Source organism: Bradyrhizobium sp. WSM4873 (assembly GCF_055811355.1).
The window spans coordinates 46,394-61,677 of record NZ_JBVVPS010000025.1 but is presented as its reverse complement, the minus strand read 5'-3'; the positions used below and the strand labels follow the sequence as shown (position 1 = coordinate 61,677).

Below are 15,284 nucleotides of genomic sequence, written 5' to 3'. Positions count from 1 at the left end.
AATTATGCCGGGGAACATGCTTTCCAAGGGTGAGGTATTCGTCATCGACACCGATGCCGCCTCCCGCGAACAATTGTCCACCGCGCTCCAACAGAGCGCATACAACGTGATCTGCTTTGCCGACGGCGCGTCTCTGCTCTCGGAGGCCAAGGCGCGGATGCCGGCCTGCGTGCTGCTGGAGATGCCGCCCGATCGCTCCGGGCTCGACGTGCTCAAGCGCCTGCGCGAGGAAAACTGCATGGCGCCGGTGCTGGTGACCGCGACAAACGGCAGCATCGCCATGGCGGTCGATGCGATCAGGAGCGGCGCGGCCGACTTCATCGAGAAGCCGTTCCGCACCCGTGACATCGTCGACCGGATCGATGCCGCCATCGACGAGTTTGCACAGCCCGGCTCCAGCCGGCAGCGCTGGCTGCCCGGCTGCGAACCCCTGACCGCGCGCGAAAGCGACGTGCTCGAGCATCTCGCCGCCGGCCTGACCAACAAGGAGATCGCCCGGCGCATGCATCTGAGCGCACGGACGGTCGAGGGCTATCGCGCCGGCATCCTGAAGAAGGCTGGCGCCAAGAACGTGACAGACCTGCTTCGCCGCATCTTCGGGCAGGGTTCGTCCCCTCAGGATTAAGCGCTCCGTGGCGGGCCGGCCACGCGTCGCGGGCCTTGCTGCCGCCGCGGCGGCGCCCCACGGAAACCCCAATCGAACCAGTTCCTTCGCTGCCGCGTCCAACCATGTTGGCGAGGCATTGGATCGCGCGTCCGGCTGGCGGCGGCGATGACTTGGAGGAGGGACTTGATGCGCATCACCGCAAAATGTTTGGCAACGACGAGCCTGGTTCTGGTGACCACGGCATTCGCGTCGCCGTCATGGGCCGCCGAATTGGACGCCACATCGGCCATCGATACCGTCACCGTTTACCCCGATGGCGCGACCGTGACCCGCGTGATCGCGGTGGACCTGCCGTCTGGTGACTCGACGCTCGTTGCCAAGGACTTCCCGCTTGGTCTCGACACCTCCTCGATCCGGGTGGAGGGTGAGGGGGGAGCGAAGCTCACCATCGGCACGATCGATGCGCGAACGCCGCGTGCGGCGCCGGTCAATTTGCCGGAGCTGGACAAGCGCATCGAGGCGCTGAACGACCAGCGCGCCGACCTGCAAGGCGCGATCGACTCGGCCAATGCGCGGCGCAAATTCGCGGAGCATTTTGCGGAAGCGTCGCCCGCGGGCATCGGCGACAAGGGCGAAGCGCGGCCGATTTCCGAATGGCGCACGGCCTTTGCCACCGTCGGCGAGGAAATTGCGAGCGCCGATACCGCCGTTCGCGACGCCACGCGCAAGATGCGCGAGATCGATCGGCAGATCGTCCAGCTCGAAGTCGAGCGCAAGGCCAAGCCGCCGAGCAAGCTCGAAGTCCGCATGGACATCGCCGCGCCGGCAGCAACCAAGGCGACGTTGAAGGTCACCTATAATGTGCGCAATGCGCGCTGGCTACCGCTCTACGACGCCCGCCTCGACACCGGTGCGAAGGACCGCAAGCCGCAGCTCGAGCTTGTCCGCCGTGCCGAAGTCACGCAATCAACCGGCGAGGACTGGTCCAACGTCACGCTCGGCGTCTCCACGGTCCGCATCGGTCGCGGCGGCAGCGCGCCGGAGCTGAATTCGCTGGTCGCACAATATCCGCAGGTGCCGAGGCCGCGGGCGCTGGGTTCGCTTTCGGATTCGGCAATGCCTGCGGCGGCGCCAATGCAGCAGCGAAAGATCGAAACGTCCGCGGCCAAGGCAGCCGACGATATCCGCGAGCGCGCCGAAGAACAGCAGGCGGTTGCCGAGATCGGCGATTTCCAGGCCACCTACAAGATTCCCGGCCGTGTCAGCCTCGGGGCCGCCGAGGGCGCCAAGAGCCTGCGCATCGCCTCGATGACCGTGCCCGCCGATCTCATGGTGCGCGCGGCACCGGTGATGGATCCCACCGCCTTCCTCGAGGCAAGCTTCAAGCAGACCGACGACGCGAGCCTGTTGCCAGGCAAGGTCGCAATCTATCGCGATGGAACCTTCGTCGGCCGCGGCAAGCTCTCGGCTTCGGCCAAGGACGATATCGTGCGGCTCGGCTTCGGCGCCGACGACAAGGTCAGGATCGAGCGCGCCGTGCTCAAGCGCAACGAAGGGTCGGCCGGCCTCCTGGTCACGACCTCGAAGACCGACGAGCGATCGTTCAAGACCACAATCCGCAACGGTCACGACTTCCCGATCAAAGTCGCGATCGAGGATCAGTTGCCTGTCAGCGAGAGCGAGGACATCCTCGTCGAGATGTTGCCTGCGACCACGCCGCCGACCGCAAGCAACATTCGCGACCGGCGCGGCGTCCTGGAATGGGCGTTCGACGCCAAGCCCGGTGAGGTCAAGGGCATCAATTTCGCCTGGCGCATTCGCTGGCCGAAGGACAAGAGCATGGTGATCGTGCCGGCGGGCTAGGGAGTTCTTCACCTCGCCCCGCTCGCGGGGAGAGGTCGGATTGCATCGAAGATGCAATCCGGGTGAGGGGGTACAGGTCTCACGGCCATCTCATCTGTGGAGAGCGGCCCCTCACCCCGACCCTCTCAGCGCGAGCGAAGCTCGTCGCGGCCCCGTAAGAACGGGGAGAGGGAGAGGAGAGAGCAGGGCTCACTTCGCCTTCAGAAAATCCGCGACATCGAGCAGCATGAACTCGTTGTCGTCGGCCTTGTTGGGATCGCGGCTGGACGAGAACGGCAGATTGTTGTCGTTGCCGACGATGATGTGGGTTTCATCGACACGATCGACGTTCTCGATGGTGAAGAACGGGAAGGTGTAGACGCCGTCATTGAGCGGCTTCTTCGCCTTCTTGTCCGGATCCCTGATTTTCATCAGATCGATGTAGCCGATCTTGCGCACGGGCTTGCCGACATTGGCGTTGGTGAGCTCGATCTTGTAGACGCGCTTGAACTTGGCTACGTCAGGGAAGCAGTTCTCGCCGCGGGTGCCTTGCGGGCATGCCTTGTCAGGCGTGCCTTCCCCGTTGTCGCGCTCGATGATCAGGCCGGCGCTCGGGTCGATCATGTTGAAGTCGCCGATGGCGTTGCCGTTCTGCTCGAACACATATTGCCAGTAGCGGCCCGTGAACTTTTCCGCGGCGACGTCGAATTCGAGGATGCGCGAGGCTTCCTTGCCGTCGACCTTCTCCCAGTCTTTTTTGTCGGCATCCCACAGCGGGCCCTCGAGCAGGCCGTAGAGGAATTTGCCGTCTTTCGAGGAGGCGAAGCCCTCATAACCCTTGGAGCGTCGCAGGTTGACGTTGGTGTAGGTCGCGCCCGGGGCGCCTGGGGTCGACACCGCCCAATGATCCGGCGAGCGCACCGGCTTGCCGTCGGCGACCGTCTCGAACAGGCCGAGAATCTTGCCGGTCTTGTCGGCCTTCAGGATATAAGGGCCGAACTCGTCGCCGATCCAGAAAGTGTCGCCGATGATCTGAAAACCTTCGGTGTCGAAGTCGGAGCCGGTGAGATAGCGCTTCTGGGTGTCCTCGTGCACGATGCGGAACGGCACGCGTCTGTCGGGATCGTGCAGGAACACGGTTTCCAGCCGCTCGATCTTGCCGCCACCCCAATCCATCTTGTAGCGGTTGAGGTACAGCATCGAATCCGGCGAATTGGCGCGCGCGCCCATGCCGTTGTCGGTGATGACCCAGAAGGTGCCGTCGCCCATCGACTTGATGCCGGAATGGCCCTGCAACGGCTGGCCCTTGAACGGCAATGATACGCCGGTCGCCCGCTCATAGGACTTGCCCATCACCGTGCCGAGCGCGTCGACGCGCTTCCCGGTGGTGTATTTGCCGGATGTCTTGAGATCGGCGGGGGCATCAGCCGGCGCGTCGATGAACGTGGCGGCCGGCATCACCAAATGGCCGGCGAGCTTGGCGGGGAATTCGCCTTCGCTCTGTGCGAGCGCGGAGCTCGCGGTAAGAATGATCGTTGCGACGGTACCAAGAAAAGTCGCGCGCATGTGCGTCTCCTGTTAACGGAGGACGTCTTATGCGGACCGCGCATTGCAGTTTTGTGAAGCCGGGCCAAACGTCGCAGCCGACGGCTATTTTTTCAGGGGTGTTGGAATCTCGAAGCTGACGGTCTTGCTGTCGATCACGTGGTGCGTGGGATCGGCCAACTCCAACAGGACCTTGTGGGGGCCCGGCTTCAGTCCGACCACGATCACGGTCTCGCCACTGGCATCGACAAAATGCCATGGCGCATCGTCGACCGTGATATGGACGTGGCCGATGCGCGGCGATACGTCGAGCGCGCCCTTGCCGAACACCGGCACGACGCGGAGATTCTCCGTGCTGTACTGGATGAAGACGAGACCCTGCGCCAACTGTTCGGCGAGCGGCGGATCGACGATCAACCGCGCAGGCGCCTCGTTTTCGATTGCGACCAGCGGCGATGGGCCGCGCGCGTCTCTGGCGGTTTGGGCGATGGCGGCTGTTGCGAACAGAGTTGAGGCCGCCATAACGGCCATGCAGTCGAGAGCGGCATACATGTCCGTTTCCTTCCGGGATGATCAGGCGATCTTGCGGGAGAGGAAGTTGCGGATCAACGGGACCATTTCGTCGAACCTGTCCTCGAGGGCGAAATGGCCGGTGTTGATGAGGTGGAATTCCACCTGGGGCAGGTCGCGTTTGTAGGGATGGGCGCCATCGGCGGGGAAGATAAAATCGTTCTTGCCCCAGACGATCAGTGTCGGCGGCTTGTGCTTGCGGAAGTAGGCCTGCACCGCGGGATACAGCGGCAAATTGGTCCGATAATCGTAGAACAGGTCCATCTGGATTTCGCTGTTGCCGGGACGGTCGAGCAGCGCCTGATCCTGCACCCAGTTGTCGGGTGAAATGCGGCTGATGTCGGACATGCCGTCGGTGTACTGGAATTTCGTCGTTTCCAGCGTGACCAGCTTCATCAGCGCCTGCCGGCTGGTATCGGATCCGTCGGCCCAGTATTGCTTGATCGGATTCCAGAACTCCTTCAGGCCTTCATCATAGGCGTTGCCGTTCTGTACGATCAGGCCGCTGATGCGCTCTGGATTCTTGAGCGCCAGGCGCCAGCCCACGGGAGCGCCGTAGTCCATGACGTACATCGCATAGCGGGTGACGCCGAGCTGGTCGAGGAGGCCGCCGACAAGCTCGCCGAAACGTTCGAACGTGTACTTGAACGTCGCGCGCGGTGGCATCTCGCTCTGGCCATATCCAGGATAGTCGGGAGCGATCACGTGGTACCTGTCGGCCAGTGCCGGGATCAGGTTGCGGAACATGTGCGAGGAGGTCGGGAAGCCGTGCAGTAGCAGCACAACGGGAGCGTCCTTCGGACCCGCCTCGCGATAGAAGATCTTGATCCCGTCGACGGTCCTGGTTCGATGATAGGTGACCGGATAGGCACCGGCGGTGTGTTCGTCGCGCTCCGGCTTCGCGGATGCTGCCGTCGAAGCAACTGCGACAGCCGCTCCGGATAACCCAAGAACGAGACGGCGACGATCGAGGAGCGATGGCTTGGGTGTGGCCTCTACGGTTTTCATGTCAATGTCCTTTCAAAACGATGAGTTCGCCAACGGCCGAGAAGGATTTTTCAAACGCCCTGATAGACCAGCCGGGTGAAGAAGCCGGGATCGATCACGAATTGCCCCCATATCGCGTCGAAGGCCGCGGTCGGCTTGGCCGCAACGGTTTCATCCCGCGTTCGTCCCTGCTTCTTGAGGCGGGCGACGTTGTCGCGGATCCCGACGAGCATGTCGCGAAAGGCCTGGAATTCGACTTTGTTGCCGACCGGTTTGCCATGCCCCGCGATGACGATCGTGTCCTTGTCCATCGCCGCGAGATTGGCGTCGCATGCAGCGATCATCCCGTCGATGCTGCCGCCGGTCGAATAGTCGATGAACGGATAGATGCCGTTCCAGAACATGTCGGCGACGTGAACGATGTTGGCTTCTGCGAAGGTGACGGAGATATCGCTGTCGGTGTGCGCGGGTCCGTAATACTTCAGGCCGATCGAGGTACCGTTGAGCTTAAGTTCGCGGTTGTCGGCAAAGACTTCGCTGGGGATTCCGCCCGCGCCGAGCGGAAGGAAATTGTAGTCCCAGTCCTCGACCCGCTGCACTTCGGCAAGGTGTTTGCGGGTGTTTTCCTGCGCAATGATTTTGGCGCCGGCTGTATGCAGCCATTCGTTGCCATCGGCGTGATCGAAATGCCAGTGGGTGTTGACGAGATGGGTGACGGGATCGGCGCCCAGATCGGCCAGCGCTTTGGTGAGTTGTGGGCGTGAGACGCGGATCCCCGCATCGATCAGGACCTTGCCGTCGGGCCCGGTAAGCACGGCAATGTTGCCCCCGGAGCCTTCCAGCACAGTGATGTTGTTTCGGAGCTTGTGCGTGACGATCGGCGATATTGCAGCGCTGTCCTTGATCAGGCTGACGATGCCTCGCGCCTCTGCGTAGGCTTGCCTGGGGCTAAGCCATCCCGAAGCGGCGGCGGTCGCGGCGCCGACGCAACACAGGCAGAAACCGCGTCGGGACAACGATGGGAGCTTTGGCGAACGCATGCAATTTTCGCTTTCTCGAGCGACAATCGACGGCGCCAATGATCGACCCCGCTGTCACGATGGAGCGTGGAGCCAATGCAGCATGCGGTCTATCACGATAGCACGATCGGCTGCGCTTGCGCGCAGCCACGAATTACTCCTTTACCGCGCCTGTCAGCGACGAGACGTAGTAGTCGACGAACAGCGAGTAGAAGATCGCAACCGGCAGCGAGCCGAGCAGCGATCCGGCCATCAGCGCGCCCCACTGGTAGACGTCGCCGGTGACGAGTTCGGTCAGGATCGCGACCGGCACCGTCTTGTTGGCGCCGCTCTGGATGAAGGCGAGCGCGTAGATGAACTCGTTCCAGGACAGCGTGAAGGAAAAGATGCCGGCCGAGATCAGGCCGGGCACCGCCAGTGGCAGCGTGATCCGGCGCAGGATCTGGAGCCGTGTGGCGCCGTCCACCAGCGCGCATTCCTCGAGTTCGTAGGGGATCGACTTGAAATAGCCGATCAGGAGCCAGGTGCAGAACGGCACCAGGAAGGTCGGATAGACCAGGATCAGGGCAAGCGGGCTGTCGAACAGGCCGAACTGCACGACCACGGTTGCGAGCGGAATGAACAGGATCGACGGCGGCACGAGATAGGCGAGATAAATGCCGAGGCCGACATAGGGGCTGCCGCGGAAGCGCAGGCGTTCGATCGCGTAGGCGGCAAGCGTGCTCGCGATCAGCGACAGCGTGGTCGCGCCGACCGCAACCAGCATCGTCGTCCACAGCCAGCGCGGATAGGCGGTATTGAACAAGAGGTGCTTGATGTGCGCCAGCGTCGGCGAGGAGATCCAGAACGGATTGTGCTCTTTGTAGTTCATCAGCTCGGCGTTCGGCTTGAACGAGGTGATCGCCATCCAGTAGAACGGAAACAGCAGGATCAGCACGAAGCAGCCGAGCGGCAGATAGATCATCATCAGCCGCCGCAGCCCGGAATCCCAGGCCATGGTATCCGGCGGTGTGGTGGCGACGGCGGCCGGCTGGGCGGCGGTATCAGTCATTGCTCTCTCCCTGCTGCCATTTGCGGCGCGCCAGGCCGAAATAAGAGAAAAGCGTCGCGAACACGAGGAACGGGATCATCGACACGGCGATCGCCGCGCCTTCACCGAGTTCGCCGCCGGCGATGCCGCGCTGGAAGGCCAGCGTGGCCAGCAGATGGGTCGAGTTGCCGGGGCCGCCGCGGGTGATGGCGTAGACCAGCTGGAAGTCGGTGAAGGTGAAGATGATCGAGAAGGTCATGACGATGGCGAGGATCGGCATCATCATCGGGAAGGTGATGTAGCGGAACCGCTGCCAGGCACTGGCGCCATCGAGCATCGCGGCCTCGTAGAGCGAGGGCGAAATGGTCTGCAGGCCCGCCAGCAGGGAGATCGCGACGAAGGGAATGCCGCGCCAGATGTTGGCGGCGATCAGCGAGAAACGCGCCGGCCAGGGCGAGCCGAGGAAGTCGATATTGGTGGTGCGCCAGTGCAGCACGTCGACCAGAAGGTAGGAGATGATCGAGAACTGCGGATCGTAAATCCACCAGAACGCCAGCGCCGAGAGCACCGTCGGCACGATCCAGGGCATCAGGATGATGGCACGCAACAGGCTCTTGAACGGAAAATGGTTGTTGAGCAGCAGCGCGAGCCAGAAGCCCAGCGCGAACTTTCCGAAGGTCGCGATGCCCGTGTAGACCACGCTGTAGAACACCGCGTTCCACCACAGGGAATCGGTGAGCAGATACTGGAAATTCTCGAAGCCGACGAAGACGCCTTTTCTGCCGATCGTGGTGTCGGTGAAGGCGAGCCAGATACCGAGGCCGAGGGGATAGGTCAGGAACACCGTGAGCAGCCCGATCGCGGGTGCGAGGCACATCACGATCAGGAACGGCTTGTGGTCGAACAGGCGCACCAGCCAGGAGGGCTGCCGTCGTGCGAGGGCGAGAGTGGGAAGTGTGGTCACGGACATCGGTCAGGCGTCCTGTTTTAGGCTGTCACCACATCCGTCATTGCGAGCGAAGCGAAGCAATCCAGTCTGTCTCCGCAGTTACAGTCTGGATTGCTTCGTCGCTTCGCTCCTCGCAACGACGGTCGCTTTATCGTCGGGCGTTACTTTTGCCGCCGGAAGTACCGCTTGCAGCGCTGCTCGGCTTCCGCGGCCGCGGCTTCCGGCGTGGCAGCGCCGGTCGCGACGGACGCGAACATCTGGATCAGCACGTAGTCGGCGGTGACCGCTCCGCTCGCGGTCGAGATCGGTCCCTTATAACCGCTGTAGTAAGTGCTATTCATGGTGTTCTTGAAGATCGATACCTTGGGGTCCTGCGCCCACACCGCGGCATCCGCATAGGCGGCGAGCGGCTGCGACCAGTAGCCGGAATTGGCGTTGAGCCACGGCTCGTACTGGTCCTTTTCCAGCATGTATTGCAGGAAGGCCTTTGCGGCGTTTGGATACTGGCTGTGTTTGAACACCATGGCGTTGAGCGTGAGTCCATCCATCGGAGAGACCTTGGCGAGGCCCTTGGGCAGTAGCTGATGCTCACTATCGTCCGCGATCGCCTTGGTCGCCGGATCGTTCTTCAGTGAGAAGTACAGCGAGACGCCGTTGGCGGTCAGCCCGATCTCCTGCGCGGAATAGGCGCGATTGTTCGACACGTCATTCCAGGACGTCGTGCCCGCGATGAAGGTCGGGTAGAGCTGCTTGACCCAGTTCAGCGCTGAGATGGTCTCCTTGCTGTTGATTGTGACGTTGCCGTCTTCGTCGAGCAGCGCCGCGTTGTGCGACCACAAAGACCAGTTCGCGAAACCGGTGCCGTCACCTCTGGCATTGCCGAGCGCGAAGCCTGCCGGCTTGCCGGCCTTCTGGAGCTTCTGGCAGAGGTCGAGGATTCCGGCATGGTCGTCCGGGACCTTGTCGAAGCCGACCGATTGCAGGATCGACTTGCGGTAGATCAGCGGACCCGCCGTGGCGCCGAACGGCAGTCCGATCCAGGCGTCGCTCTTGTTCTTCTTGCCGTAGCGCTGCGCCAGCGGCAGCCAGCCGCCGTAACGCTTGCCGACATAGTCGGCGACGTCGGTCAGCTCGATCAGCTTGTCGATATAGATGTGGGGAGCGTCGGAGAAGCCGATGATGATGTCGGGGCCGGCACCGGAATTCGCAGTCACCGCGGTCTGCTGGTTGATGTCCTCCCAGCCGACGAAGTCGACCTTGACCTCGACGCCGGTCTCCTTGGTGAATTTCGCCGCATTGGCGCGGAACACGTCCTCGTCGGCCTGGACGAAACGCACCGGTCGCAGCATGCGCAGGGATGCGCCTTTCTCGATCGGCAGTTTCGGGGTGGGGACATCCGCCGCCTTGATCGCGGATTGGGCATTTGCCGGAGCACCGGTTGCCGCGATTGCCGCAGCGGACAGGCCCAGCGCCAAGGCATCACGACGTGTGATGTCGTTCCTCATCGGTTCCTCCCTATGTGTTTCCCTTCCCGGCGTTGATCGCCGGTGAAGGGTCCTTCCGGTTGCCGGCGCGCCTTCGCGGCCGTCCCGCCTAGCTGTTCGGGCCGCGGTCCATGCTGACAGGCTGCCAGCGGCGGAGCGCGGTGTCTTGCAGCACCGACGGATTGACGCAGCTTACCGGCCACATGCCCTGAAGCACCAGTGACAATTCGTAGCCCACCCGGCGCTTGCGCGCCTCGTCGAACCGTGCCGAGGCGGAGGCGACGTGGGCGGTCAGGGTCACGTTATCCATGCCGAGCAGCGGATTGTTGTGCGAGGGCGGCTCCTTCTCCAGCACGTCGAGGGCGGCATGGGCGATCCAGCCCTCCTGAAGCGCCTTGATCAGGCTTTCCTCGTCCACGGTGGCGCCGCGGCCCGTGTTGATGAAGACCGAGCCCTTCTTCATCTGCCGGAAGTGCTTCTCGGTGAGCATGTGATGCACCTCGGGCCGGGCGGGGGCATGCATCGAGACGAAATCGGATTGCGACAACACCTCGTTCAGCGTCGCCGGAATCACGCCGTGGTCTGACATCAGCGTTTCCTGGATGAAGGGATCGTAGGCCATCATCCGCAGGCCGAAGGGAGCCGCGCGTTTCGCAACTGCACGCGCGACGCGGCCGAACGAGATGAAGCCGAGCGTCTGGCCCATCAGCCGTGGGATCTTCGACAACGCCGGCCGGCCCTCCGCCCAGCGGCCGCTGCGCACCATCCGGTCCTGCTCGACCAGCCGGCGGAAGCCCGAGAGCAGCAGCATCATGGCGTGGTCGGCGACCTCCTCGATGAAGGTGTCGGGGATGTTGGTGACGGGAATGCCACGCGCGGTCGCGGCCTTGATGTCGACGCTGTCGACGCCGACCGAGCCCAGCGTGATGACCTTGCAGCTCTCCAGCGCGTCGATGATGGTTTTGGTGATCGGGATGCCCTTGGCGTAGATCGCGTCCGCCGTCTTCGCGACCGCGATGAACCCGGCCTCGTCGGCCGGCGCCTCGACGATCTCGGCGTCGATCGGGTCGAGGGCCTCACGCTCGTAGGAATAATCGCTGCTCGCGACCGTGAAGCTCGCGCCCTTCGGCGTCACGATCCTGTATTTCGGCATGTCCTGCTCCCGATTTGGTTTCTTGTTGTGACCCGGACTTTGCGCGGGCCTTTGCGTCTTTTACGCGAAATCGGGGCGGGTGCGTACAATCGGCGGTTGTCGTTGCGGCGATTTGTGCGACTGGCCCCCTCGTTTTCTCCGGGCTTTTACGGGGCGTCCCGTAACAGGTTGCTAAGGGCTCGCCACTAAAAGTTGATTCAACTGCGACCGTTTCGCTCGCGTGCGTTAAGCTTGGAGCCAATCCCGTGAAGTTGACCAATATGAAGATCGCCCCCAAGCTTGGCATCCTTGTCGGCGTCACGTTGCTCGGCCTGTCCATTTCCGGTGTTCTTGCCGGCTACCTGATGAAGCGCGAAATGCTGAACGCGCGGATTGAACAGAGCCACGCCATCGTCGAGATGGCGCTCAACATGGCGCTCGGACTGCAAAAGCAGGTGGACGGGGGGCAACTGACCAAGGATGCGGCCATCGCGGAGTTCGGCCGTCGTGGCAGTACGCTCACTTATGACAAAGGCGCCGGATACGTATTCGCCTATACGATGGAAGGCGTGACCATCCTGTCACCCAGTCTCAAGACGATCGGTCAGAATCAGCTCGACGTCGAAACCAACGGCAGAAAGCTCGCGCGCGAGCTGCGCGACGGCGTTGCGGCCAACGGCAACGTGACCCTGCGCTATGAATATGTGAAGCCGGGTCAGGAGGATCCGATCCGCAAGCTGTCCTACGCGGTCGCAATACCGGGCTGGAACATGTTCGTCGGGACCGGCGTCTATCTTGACGATCTCGACGCCAGGATGGGCCCGGTCTACTGGCTGCTCGGCTTGGCCATGCTCGGCATCGTCATCGTCGCCGGCAGCGTTGCCTGGCTGCTCGGCCGCAGCATCAGCCGTCCCTTGGCGCTGCTCGGTGCCCGCATGAAGGATCTCGCCGAGGGCAAGCTCGAGGGCGACATTCCCGGTGTCGGCCGTGGCGACGAGGTCGGCGCGATGGCGTCGACCGTCCAGATCTTCAAGGACAACGCACTGCGCATTCGCGACCTCGAAAAGACCGAAGCCGATGCCAAGGATCGTGTCGCGGCGGAACGTCGCAGCGCGATGGAGGGCATCGCCAGCGACTTCGAACGCAGCGTCAACGGCATCGTCCGCTCGGTCTCCTCGGCCGCGACGGGTATGCAAGCCACGGCGCAATCGATGACCGCGACCGCCAGCGACGCCTCTTCGCGTGCGGCGACGGTCGGCGCCGCCTCGCAGAGAGCGTCGGGCAATGTCGGCACGGTTGCCGCCGCCGCCGAAGAGCTGTCGAGCTCGGTTGCGGAAATCTCGCGCCAGGTCACCCGCTCGACCGAAGTGGCGAGCCGCGCCGTCAACGACGCCGAGCGCACCAATGCCACGGTGCAGGAGCTCTCCACCGGCGCCGAGAAGATCGGCGAGGTGGTCAAGCTGATCCACTCGATCGCGGCGCAGACCAATCTGCTCGCCCTCAACGCCACCATCGAGGCGGCGCGTGCCGGTGAATCCGGCCGCGGCTTCGCCGTCGTCGCTTCCGAAGTCAAGGCCCTCGCCAACCAGACCGCCAAGGCGACCGAGGAAATCTCCGCCCAGGTCGCGGCGATGCAGACCTCGACCAGCGATGCGGTCGCCGCCATCGGCGGCATCACCCAAACCATCGCCGAGATGAGCCAGATCACCGCGGGCATTTCCGCCTCGATCGAGCAGCAGGGCGAGGCGACCCGCGAGATCGCCCGCAACATCCAGTCGGTCGCGGCCGGATCGAACGAGATCAACGCCAATATCGGCAGCGTCACCTCGGCCGCGGAAGCGACCGGCACGGCGGCAAGCGACGTGCTCACCAACGCCCGCGAGCTCGACAGCCAGTCCGGCGCGCTGCGCAGCGCAGTCGACGGCTTCCTCGCCAAGATGCGGGCGGCGTAAGGCAGGTCTCGTGCCCCGGACGCAGCGTAGCGCTTCTTCAGCGGTGCGCTGCAGAGCCGGGGCCCATGCTGCCGCATTCTAGTTCCCGGCTCTGCCTCGCACCGCTTCGCGCTGCGCCGCGTCCGGGACACGATACCGCCCTACTGCTTCTCGATTCCCGCCTCGCGGATCAGCTTCTCCCACAACACCAGCTGTTCGTTCACGAACGTACCGAGCTGCTCCGGCGTTCCCGAAAACGCGTCCATGCCGAGGGTGGCGAGCTTGGCCTTGATCTCCGGCTGCTCGATGATCTTCCGGATCTCGCCATTGAGTCGCGTCACGATCTCCTTGGGCATGCCGGCGGGTCCGAAATAGCCCTGCCACGACGAGATGTCGAAGTCCGGCACGCCGGCCTCCTGCATCGAGGGCAGGTTCGGCACCAGCGGCGAGCGGTCCTTTGTCGTGACGGCGAGCGCGCGTAGCGCGTTGCCCTGGACATGCGGCAGGCCGGTCAGGATGTCCACGAACATCATCGAGACGCGGCCGCCCATGACGTCGTTGAGCGCCGGCGGTGAGCTCTTGTAGGGCACGTGCAGGAGGTCGAGCCCGGCCTTGTGCGCAAAGGTCGCACCCGACACGATCGCCGAGGACGAGCCCGAGGCATAGCTCAGCTTGCCCGGATTGGCCTTGCCGTAGGCGATGAGTTCGCCGACCGTCTTGGCCGGCACCTCCGGGTGGATCACCAGCATGAAAGGCAGGTCGCCGGTGCGCGCGATCGGGGTGAAGTCCTTGACCGGATCATAGGTCAGGCTCTTGAGCAGATAGGGATTGGCCGAATGCGTGGTGTTGGTGGTCACCAGCAGCGTGTAGCCGTCGGGCGCGGCGCGCGCGACATAGGTGGCGGCGATCATGCCGTTGGCGCCCGCCTTGTTCTCGATGACGATGCCGACGCCGAGTGCCTGCGACAAATGCTGCGAGATCAGCCGCGTCGTGGTGTCGGTGCCGCTGCCGGCCGCGAACGGCAGCACCAGCGTGATGTTGCGGCTCGGATAGTTGTCGGCCTGCGCAGCGGATGCGGCGGCGAGACAAAGGGCGGCCGTGCCGATGGCACGCAGGTTTCGGATCAACGCTGAAAGCATCTCGGTTCGTTCCCTCTTTTTTCGTTGGCGGGGAACCTAGCGTCTCCTCGTCGAAATCGGAAGGCGCGAGTTTGTCGCCTCGTCTCGCGGCGCGGAATTACTTCACCGCGGACCCCTGGCGCGAGGCGATCACGACGCCGGCGAGCACCAGCAGGTAGCCGATCAGGTGGAATGGCTGAATCTTTTCGCCGAGCAGCAGGATCGCCATGGCCGAGCCGAACACCGGCACCAGATGGAAGAACGGCGCGGCGCGATTCGGGCCGATCAGCGCCACGCCCCGATTGAAGAACAGATAGGCCAGCGTCGAGGGAAAGATCAGGATGTAGCCCAGCGTCGCCAGCGTCACCGCGTCGAGTTGCAGGACGCGGCCGCTCCAGGCCTCCCAGATTGCGCTCGGCAGCAGCATCGTCGCGCCGCAGCAGGTGGTGAAGGAGAGAAAGGAGAGTTGGTGGATCTTCGGTCGCCGCGGGATGAAGGCGGAATAAATCCCGAACGCCACCAGCGAGGAGGCGAACATGATGTCGCCCCTGTTGAAGCTGATGCTCGCGAGCGCGGCGAGATCGCCGCGCAGGATGATGATCAGCACGCCGAGAAGCGAGATCCCGATGCCGGCGAGCTGCGCACCGGTCAGCCGCACGCCGAACAGCACCAGCGACCACAGCGCCACGAACAGCGGTCCGGCCGACTGGATCAGCAGCGCGTTCAGCGCCTCCGTGTACTGCATCGCCCAGTACGAGATCGCGTTGTTAAAGGCAAAGCCCACCAGCGACAGGAACAGCATCAGCGGCAGGCTCTTGCGCAGATTCGGCCAGTCGCGCTTCAGGTGCGGCCAGGCGAACGGCAGAAGGATCAGGAACACGCCGAACCAGCGGATCGTGGTCACCGTCAGCGGCGGCACATGCGCGCCGACGTGGCGCGCGAGCACGATGTTGCCGGCCCAGAACAGCGAGCTCAGGCTGAGCAGCAGATAAGGCTGGTTGTTGAGCCAACTGGCCGGATTGGAGGCCGGTGGCGCGGGCGAAGCGATCGTCATTGGCGTTGGATACAAG

13 protein-coding genes are annotated in these 15,284 nt (G+C 63.6%); 3 read left to right on the top strand and 10 right to left on the bottom strand.

Features of this window, described 5'->3' with window-relative positions; translation table 11 throughout:
* Positions 1-4: 4 nt before the first annotated feature.
* A complete protein-coding gene (locus AC0L21_RS27585; RefSeq protein WP_473264852.1) occupies positions 5-625 on the top strand; it encodes a response regulator transcription factor in 621 nt (206 codons plus the stop codon).
* Positions 626-793: 168 nt separating this feature from the next.
* A complete protein-coding gene (locus AC0L21_RS27580) occupies positions 794-2,470 on the top strand; it encodes a mucoidy inhibitor MuiA family protein (protein ID WP_473264851.1) in 1,677 nt (558 codons plus the stop codon).
* 189 nt (positions 2,471-2,659) lie between these two features.
* On the opposite strand, the gene AC0L21_RS27575 is transcribed toward AC0L21_RS27580, so the two are convergent.
* The 8 genes from AC0L21_RS27575 to AC0L21_RS27540 form a co-directional block, all read right to left on the bottom strand.
* Positions 2,660-4,015 (bottom strand): esterase-like activity of phytase family protein, encoded by a 1,356-nt coding sequence (locus tag AC0L21_RS27575; RefSeq protein ID WP_473264850.1) that lies wholly within the window; start codon positions 4,013-4,015, stop codon positions 2,660-2,662.
* 84 nt (positions 4,016-4,099) lie between these two features.
* Positions 4,100-4,546, bottom strand: a complete 447-nt coding sequence (locus AC0L21_RS27570; protein ID WP_473264849.1) for a DUF6130 family protein — start codon at positions 4,544-4,546, stop codon at positions 4,100-4,102.
* A 21-nt stretch (positions 4,547-4,567) separates the two neighbouring features.
* Positions 4,568-5,572 carry an alpha/beta fold hydrolase gene (locus tag AC0L21_RS27565; RefSeq protein ID WP_473264848.1) on the bottom strand — a complete coding sequence of 335 codons (1,005 nt, stop codon included), beginning with the start codon at positions 5,570-5,572 and terminating at the stop codon, positions 4,568-4,570.
* A 50-nt stretch (positions 5,573-5,622) separates the two neighbouring features.
* Positions 5,623-6,591: an MBL fold metallo-hydrolase gene (locus AC0L21_RS27560; protein WP_473264847.1), complete on the bottom strand. Its 969-nt coding sequence runs from the start codon at positions 6,589-6,591 to the stop codon at positions 5,623-5,625.
* A 133-nt stretch (positions 6,592-6,724) separates the two neighbouring features.
* A complete protein-coding gene (locus AC0L21_RS27555; RefSeq protein WP_456768077.1) occupies positions 6,725-7,621 on the bottom strand; it encodes a carbohydrate ABC transporter permease in 897 nt (298 codons plus the stop codon).
* Positions 7,614-8,570, bottom strand: a complete 957-nt coding sequence (locus AC0L21_RS27550) for a carbohydrate ABC transporter permease (protein WP_473264846.1) — start codon at positions 8,568-8,570, stop codon at positions 7,614-7,616. The genes AC0L21_RS27555 and AC0L21_RS27550 overlap by 8 nt, the downstream gene beginning before the upstream one ends.
* 140 nt (positions 8,571-8,710) lie before the next feature.
* Positions 8,711-10,054 (bottom strand): ABC transporter substrate-binding protein, encoded by a 1,344-nt coding sequence (locus tag AC0L21_RS27545; protein ID WP_473264845.1) that lies wholly within the window; start codon positions 10,052-10,054, stop codon positions 8,711-8,713.
* An 88-nt stretch (positions 10,055-10,142) separates the two neighbouring features.
* Complete coding sequence (locus AC0L21_RS27540) at positions 10,143-11,186, bottom strand: C-terminal binding protein (protein WP_473264844.1); 1,044 nt, start codon at positions 11,184-11,186, stop codon at positions 10,143-10,145.
* A 245-nt stretch (positions 11,187-11,431) separates the two neighbouring features.
* On the opposite strand from AC0L21_RS27540, the gene AC0L21_RS27535 reads away from it, so the two are divergent.
* Positions 11,432-13,117: a methyl-accepting chemotaxis protein gene (locus AC0L21_RS27535; protein ID WP_473264843.1), complete on the top strand. Its 1,686-nt coding sequence runs from the start codon at positions 11,432-11,434 to the stop codon at positions 13,115-13,117.
* Between the two features lie 140 nt (positions 13,118-13,257).
* Here the strand turns inward: AC0L21_RS27535 and AC0L21_RS27530 are convergent, their stop codons facing one another.
* The gene (locus tag AC0L21_RS27530; RefSeq protein ID WP_473264842.1) at positions 13,258-14,235 is read right to left on the bottom strand and encodes a Bug family tripartite tricarboxylate transporter substrate binding protein; all 978 of its coding nucleotides are present in this window, start codon (positions 14,233-14,235) and stop codon (positions 13,258-13,260) included.
* A gap of 97 nt (positions 14,236-14,332) precedes the next feature.
* Entirely contained in the window at positions 14,333-15,268 is a 936-nt protein-coding gene (locus AC0L21_RS27525) for a DMT family transporter (RefSeq protein ID WP_473264841.1), read from the bottom strand.
* Between the last annotated feature and the right edge of the window lie 16 nt (positions 15,269-15,284).

What these genes read in the sequence shown, in the direction of transcription:
- AC0L21_RS27570 (WP_473264849.1), bottom strand. Translation starts at nt 4,546, where the DNA reads ATGTATGCCGCTCTCGACTGCATGGCCGTTATGGCGGCCTCAACTCTG.
- AC0L21_RS27525 (WP_473264841.1), bottom strand. Translation starts at nt 15,268, where the DNA reads ATGACGATCGCTTCGCCCGCGCCACCGGCCTCCAATCCGGCCAGTTGG.
- AC0L21_RS27545 (WP_473264845.1), bottom strand. Translation starts at nt 10,054, where the DNA reads ATGAGGAACGACATCACACGTCGTGATGCCTTGGCGCTGGGCCTGTCC.
- AC0L21_RS27540 (WP_473264844.1), bottom strand. Translation starts at nt 11,186, where the DNA reads ATGCCGAAATACAGGATCGTGACGCCGAAGGGCGCGAGCTTCACGGTC.
- AC0L21_RS27530 (WP_473264842.1), bottom strand. Translation starts at nt 14,235, where the DNA reads ATGCTTTCAGCGTTGATCCGAAACCTGCGTGCCATCGGCACGGCCGCC.
- AC0L21_RS27575 (WP_473264850.1), bottom strand. Translation starts at nt 4,015, where the DNA reads ATGCGCGCGACTTTTCTTGGTACCGTCGCAACGATCATTCTTACCGCG.
- AC0L21_RS27585 (WP_473264852.1), top strand. Translation starts at nt 5, where the DNA reads ATGCCGGGGAACATGCTTTCCAAGGGTGAGGTATTCGTCATCGACACC.
- AC0L21_RS27580 (WP_473264851.1), top strand. Translation starts at nt 794, where the DNA reads ATGCGCATCACCGCAAAATGTTTGGCAACGACGAGCCTGGTTCTGGTG.
- AC0L21_RS27550 (WP_473264846.1), bottom strand. Translation starts at nt 8,570, where the DNA reads ATGTCCGTGACCACACTTCCCACTCTCGCCCTCGCACGACGGCAGCCC.
- AC0L21_RS27560 (WP_473264847.1), bottom strand. Translation starts at nt 6,591, where the DNA reads ATGCGTTCGCCAAAGCTCCCATCGTTGTCCCGACGCGGTTTCTGCCTG.
- AC0L21_RS27565 (WP_473264848.1), bottom strand. Translation starts at nt 5,572, where the DNA reads ATGAAAACCGTAGAGGCCACACCCAAGCCATCGCTCCTCGATCGTCGC.
- AC0L21_RS27555 (WP_456768077.1), bottom strand. Translation starts at nt 7,621, where the DNA reads ATGACTGATACCGCCGCCCAGCCGGCCGCCGTCGCCACCACACCGCCG.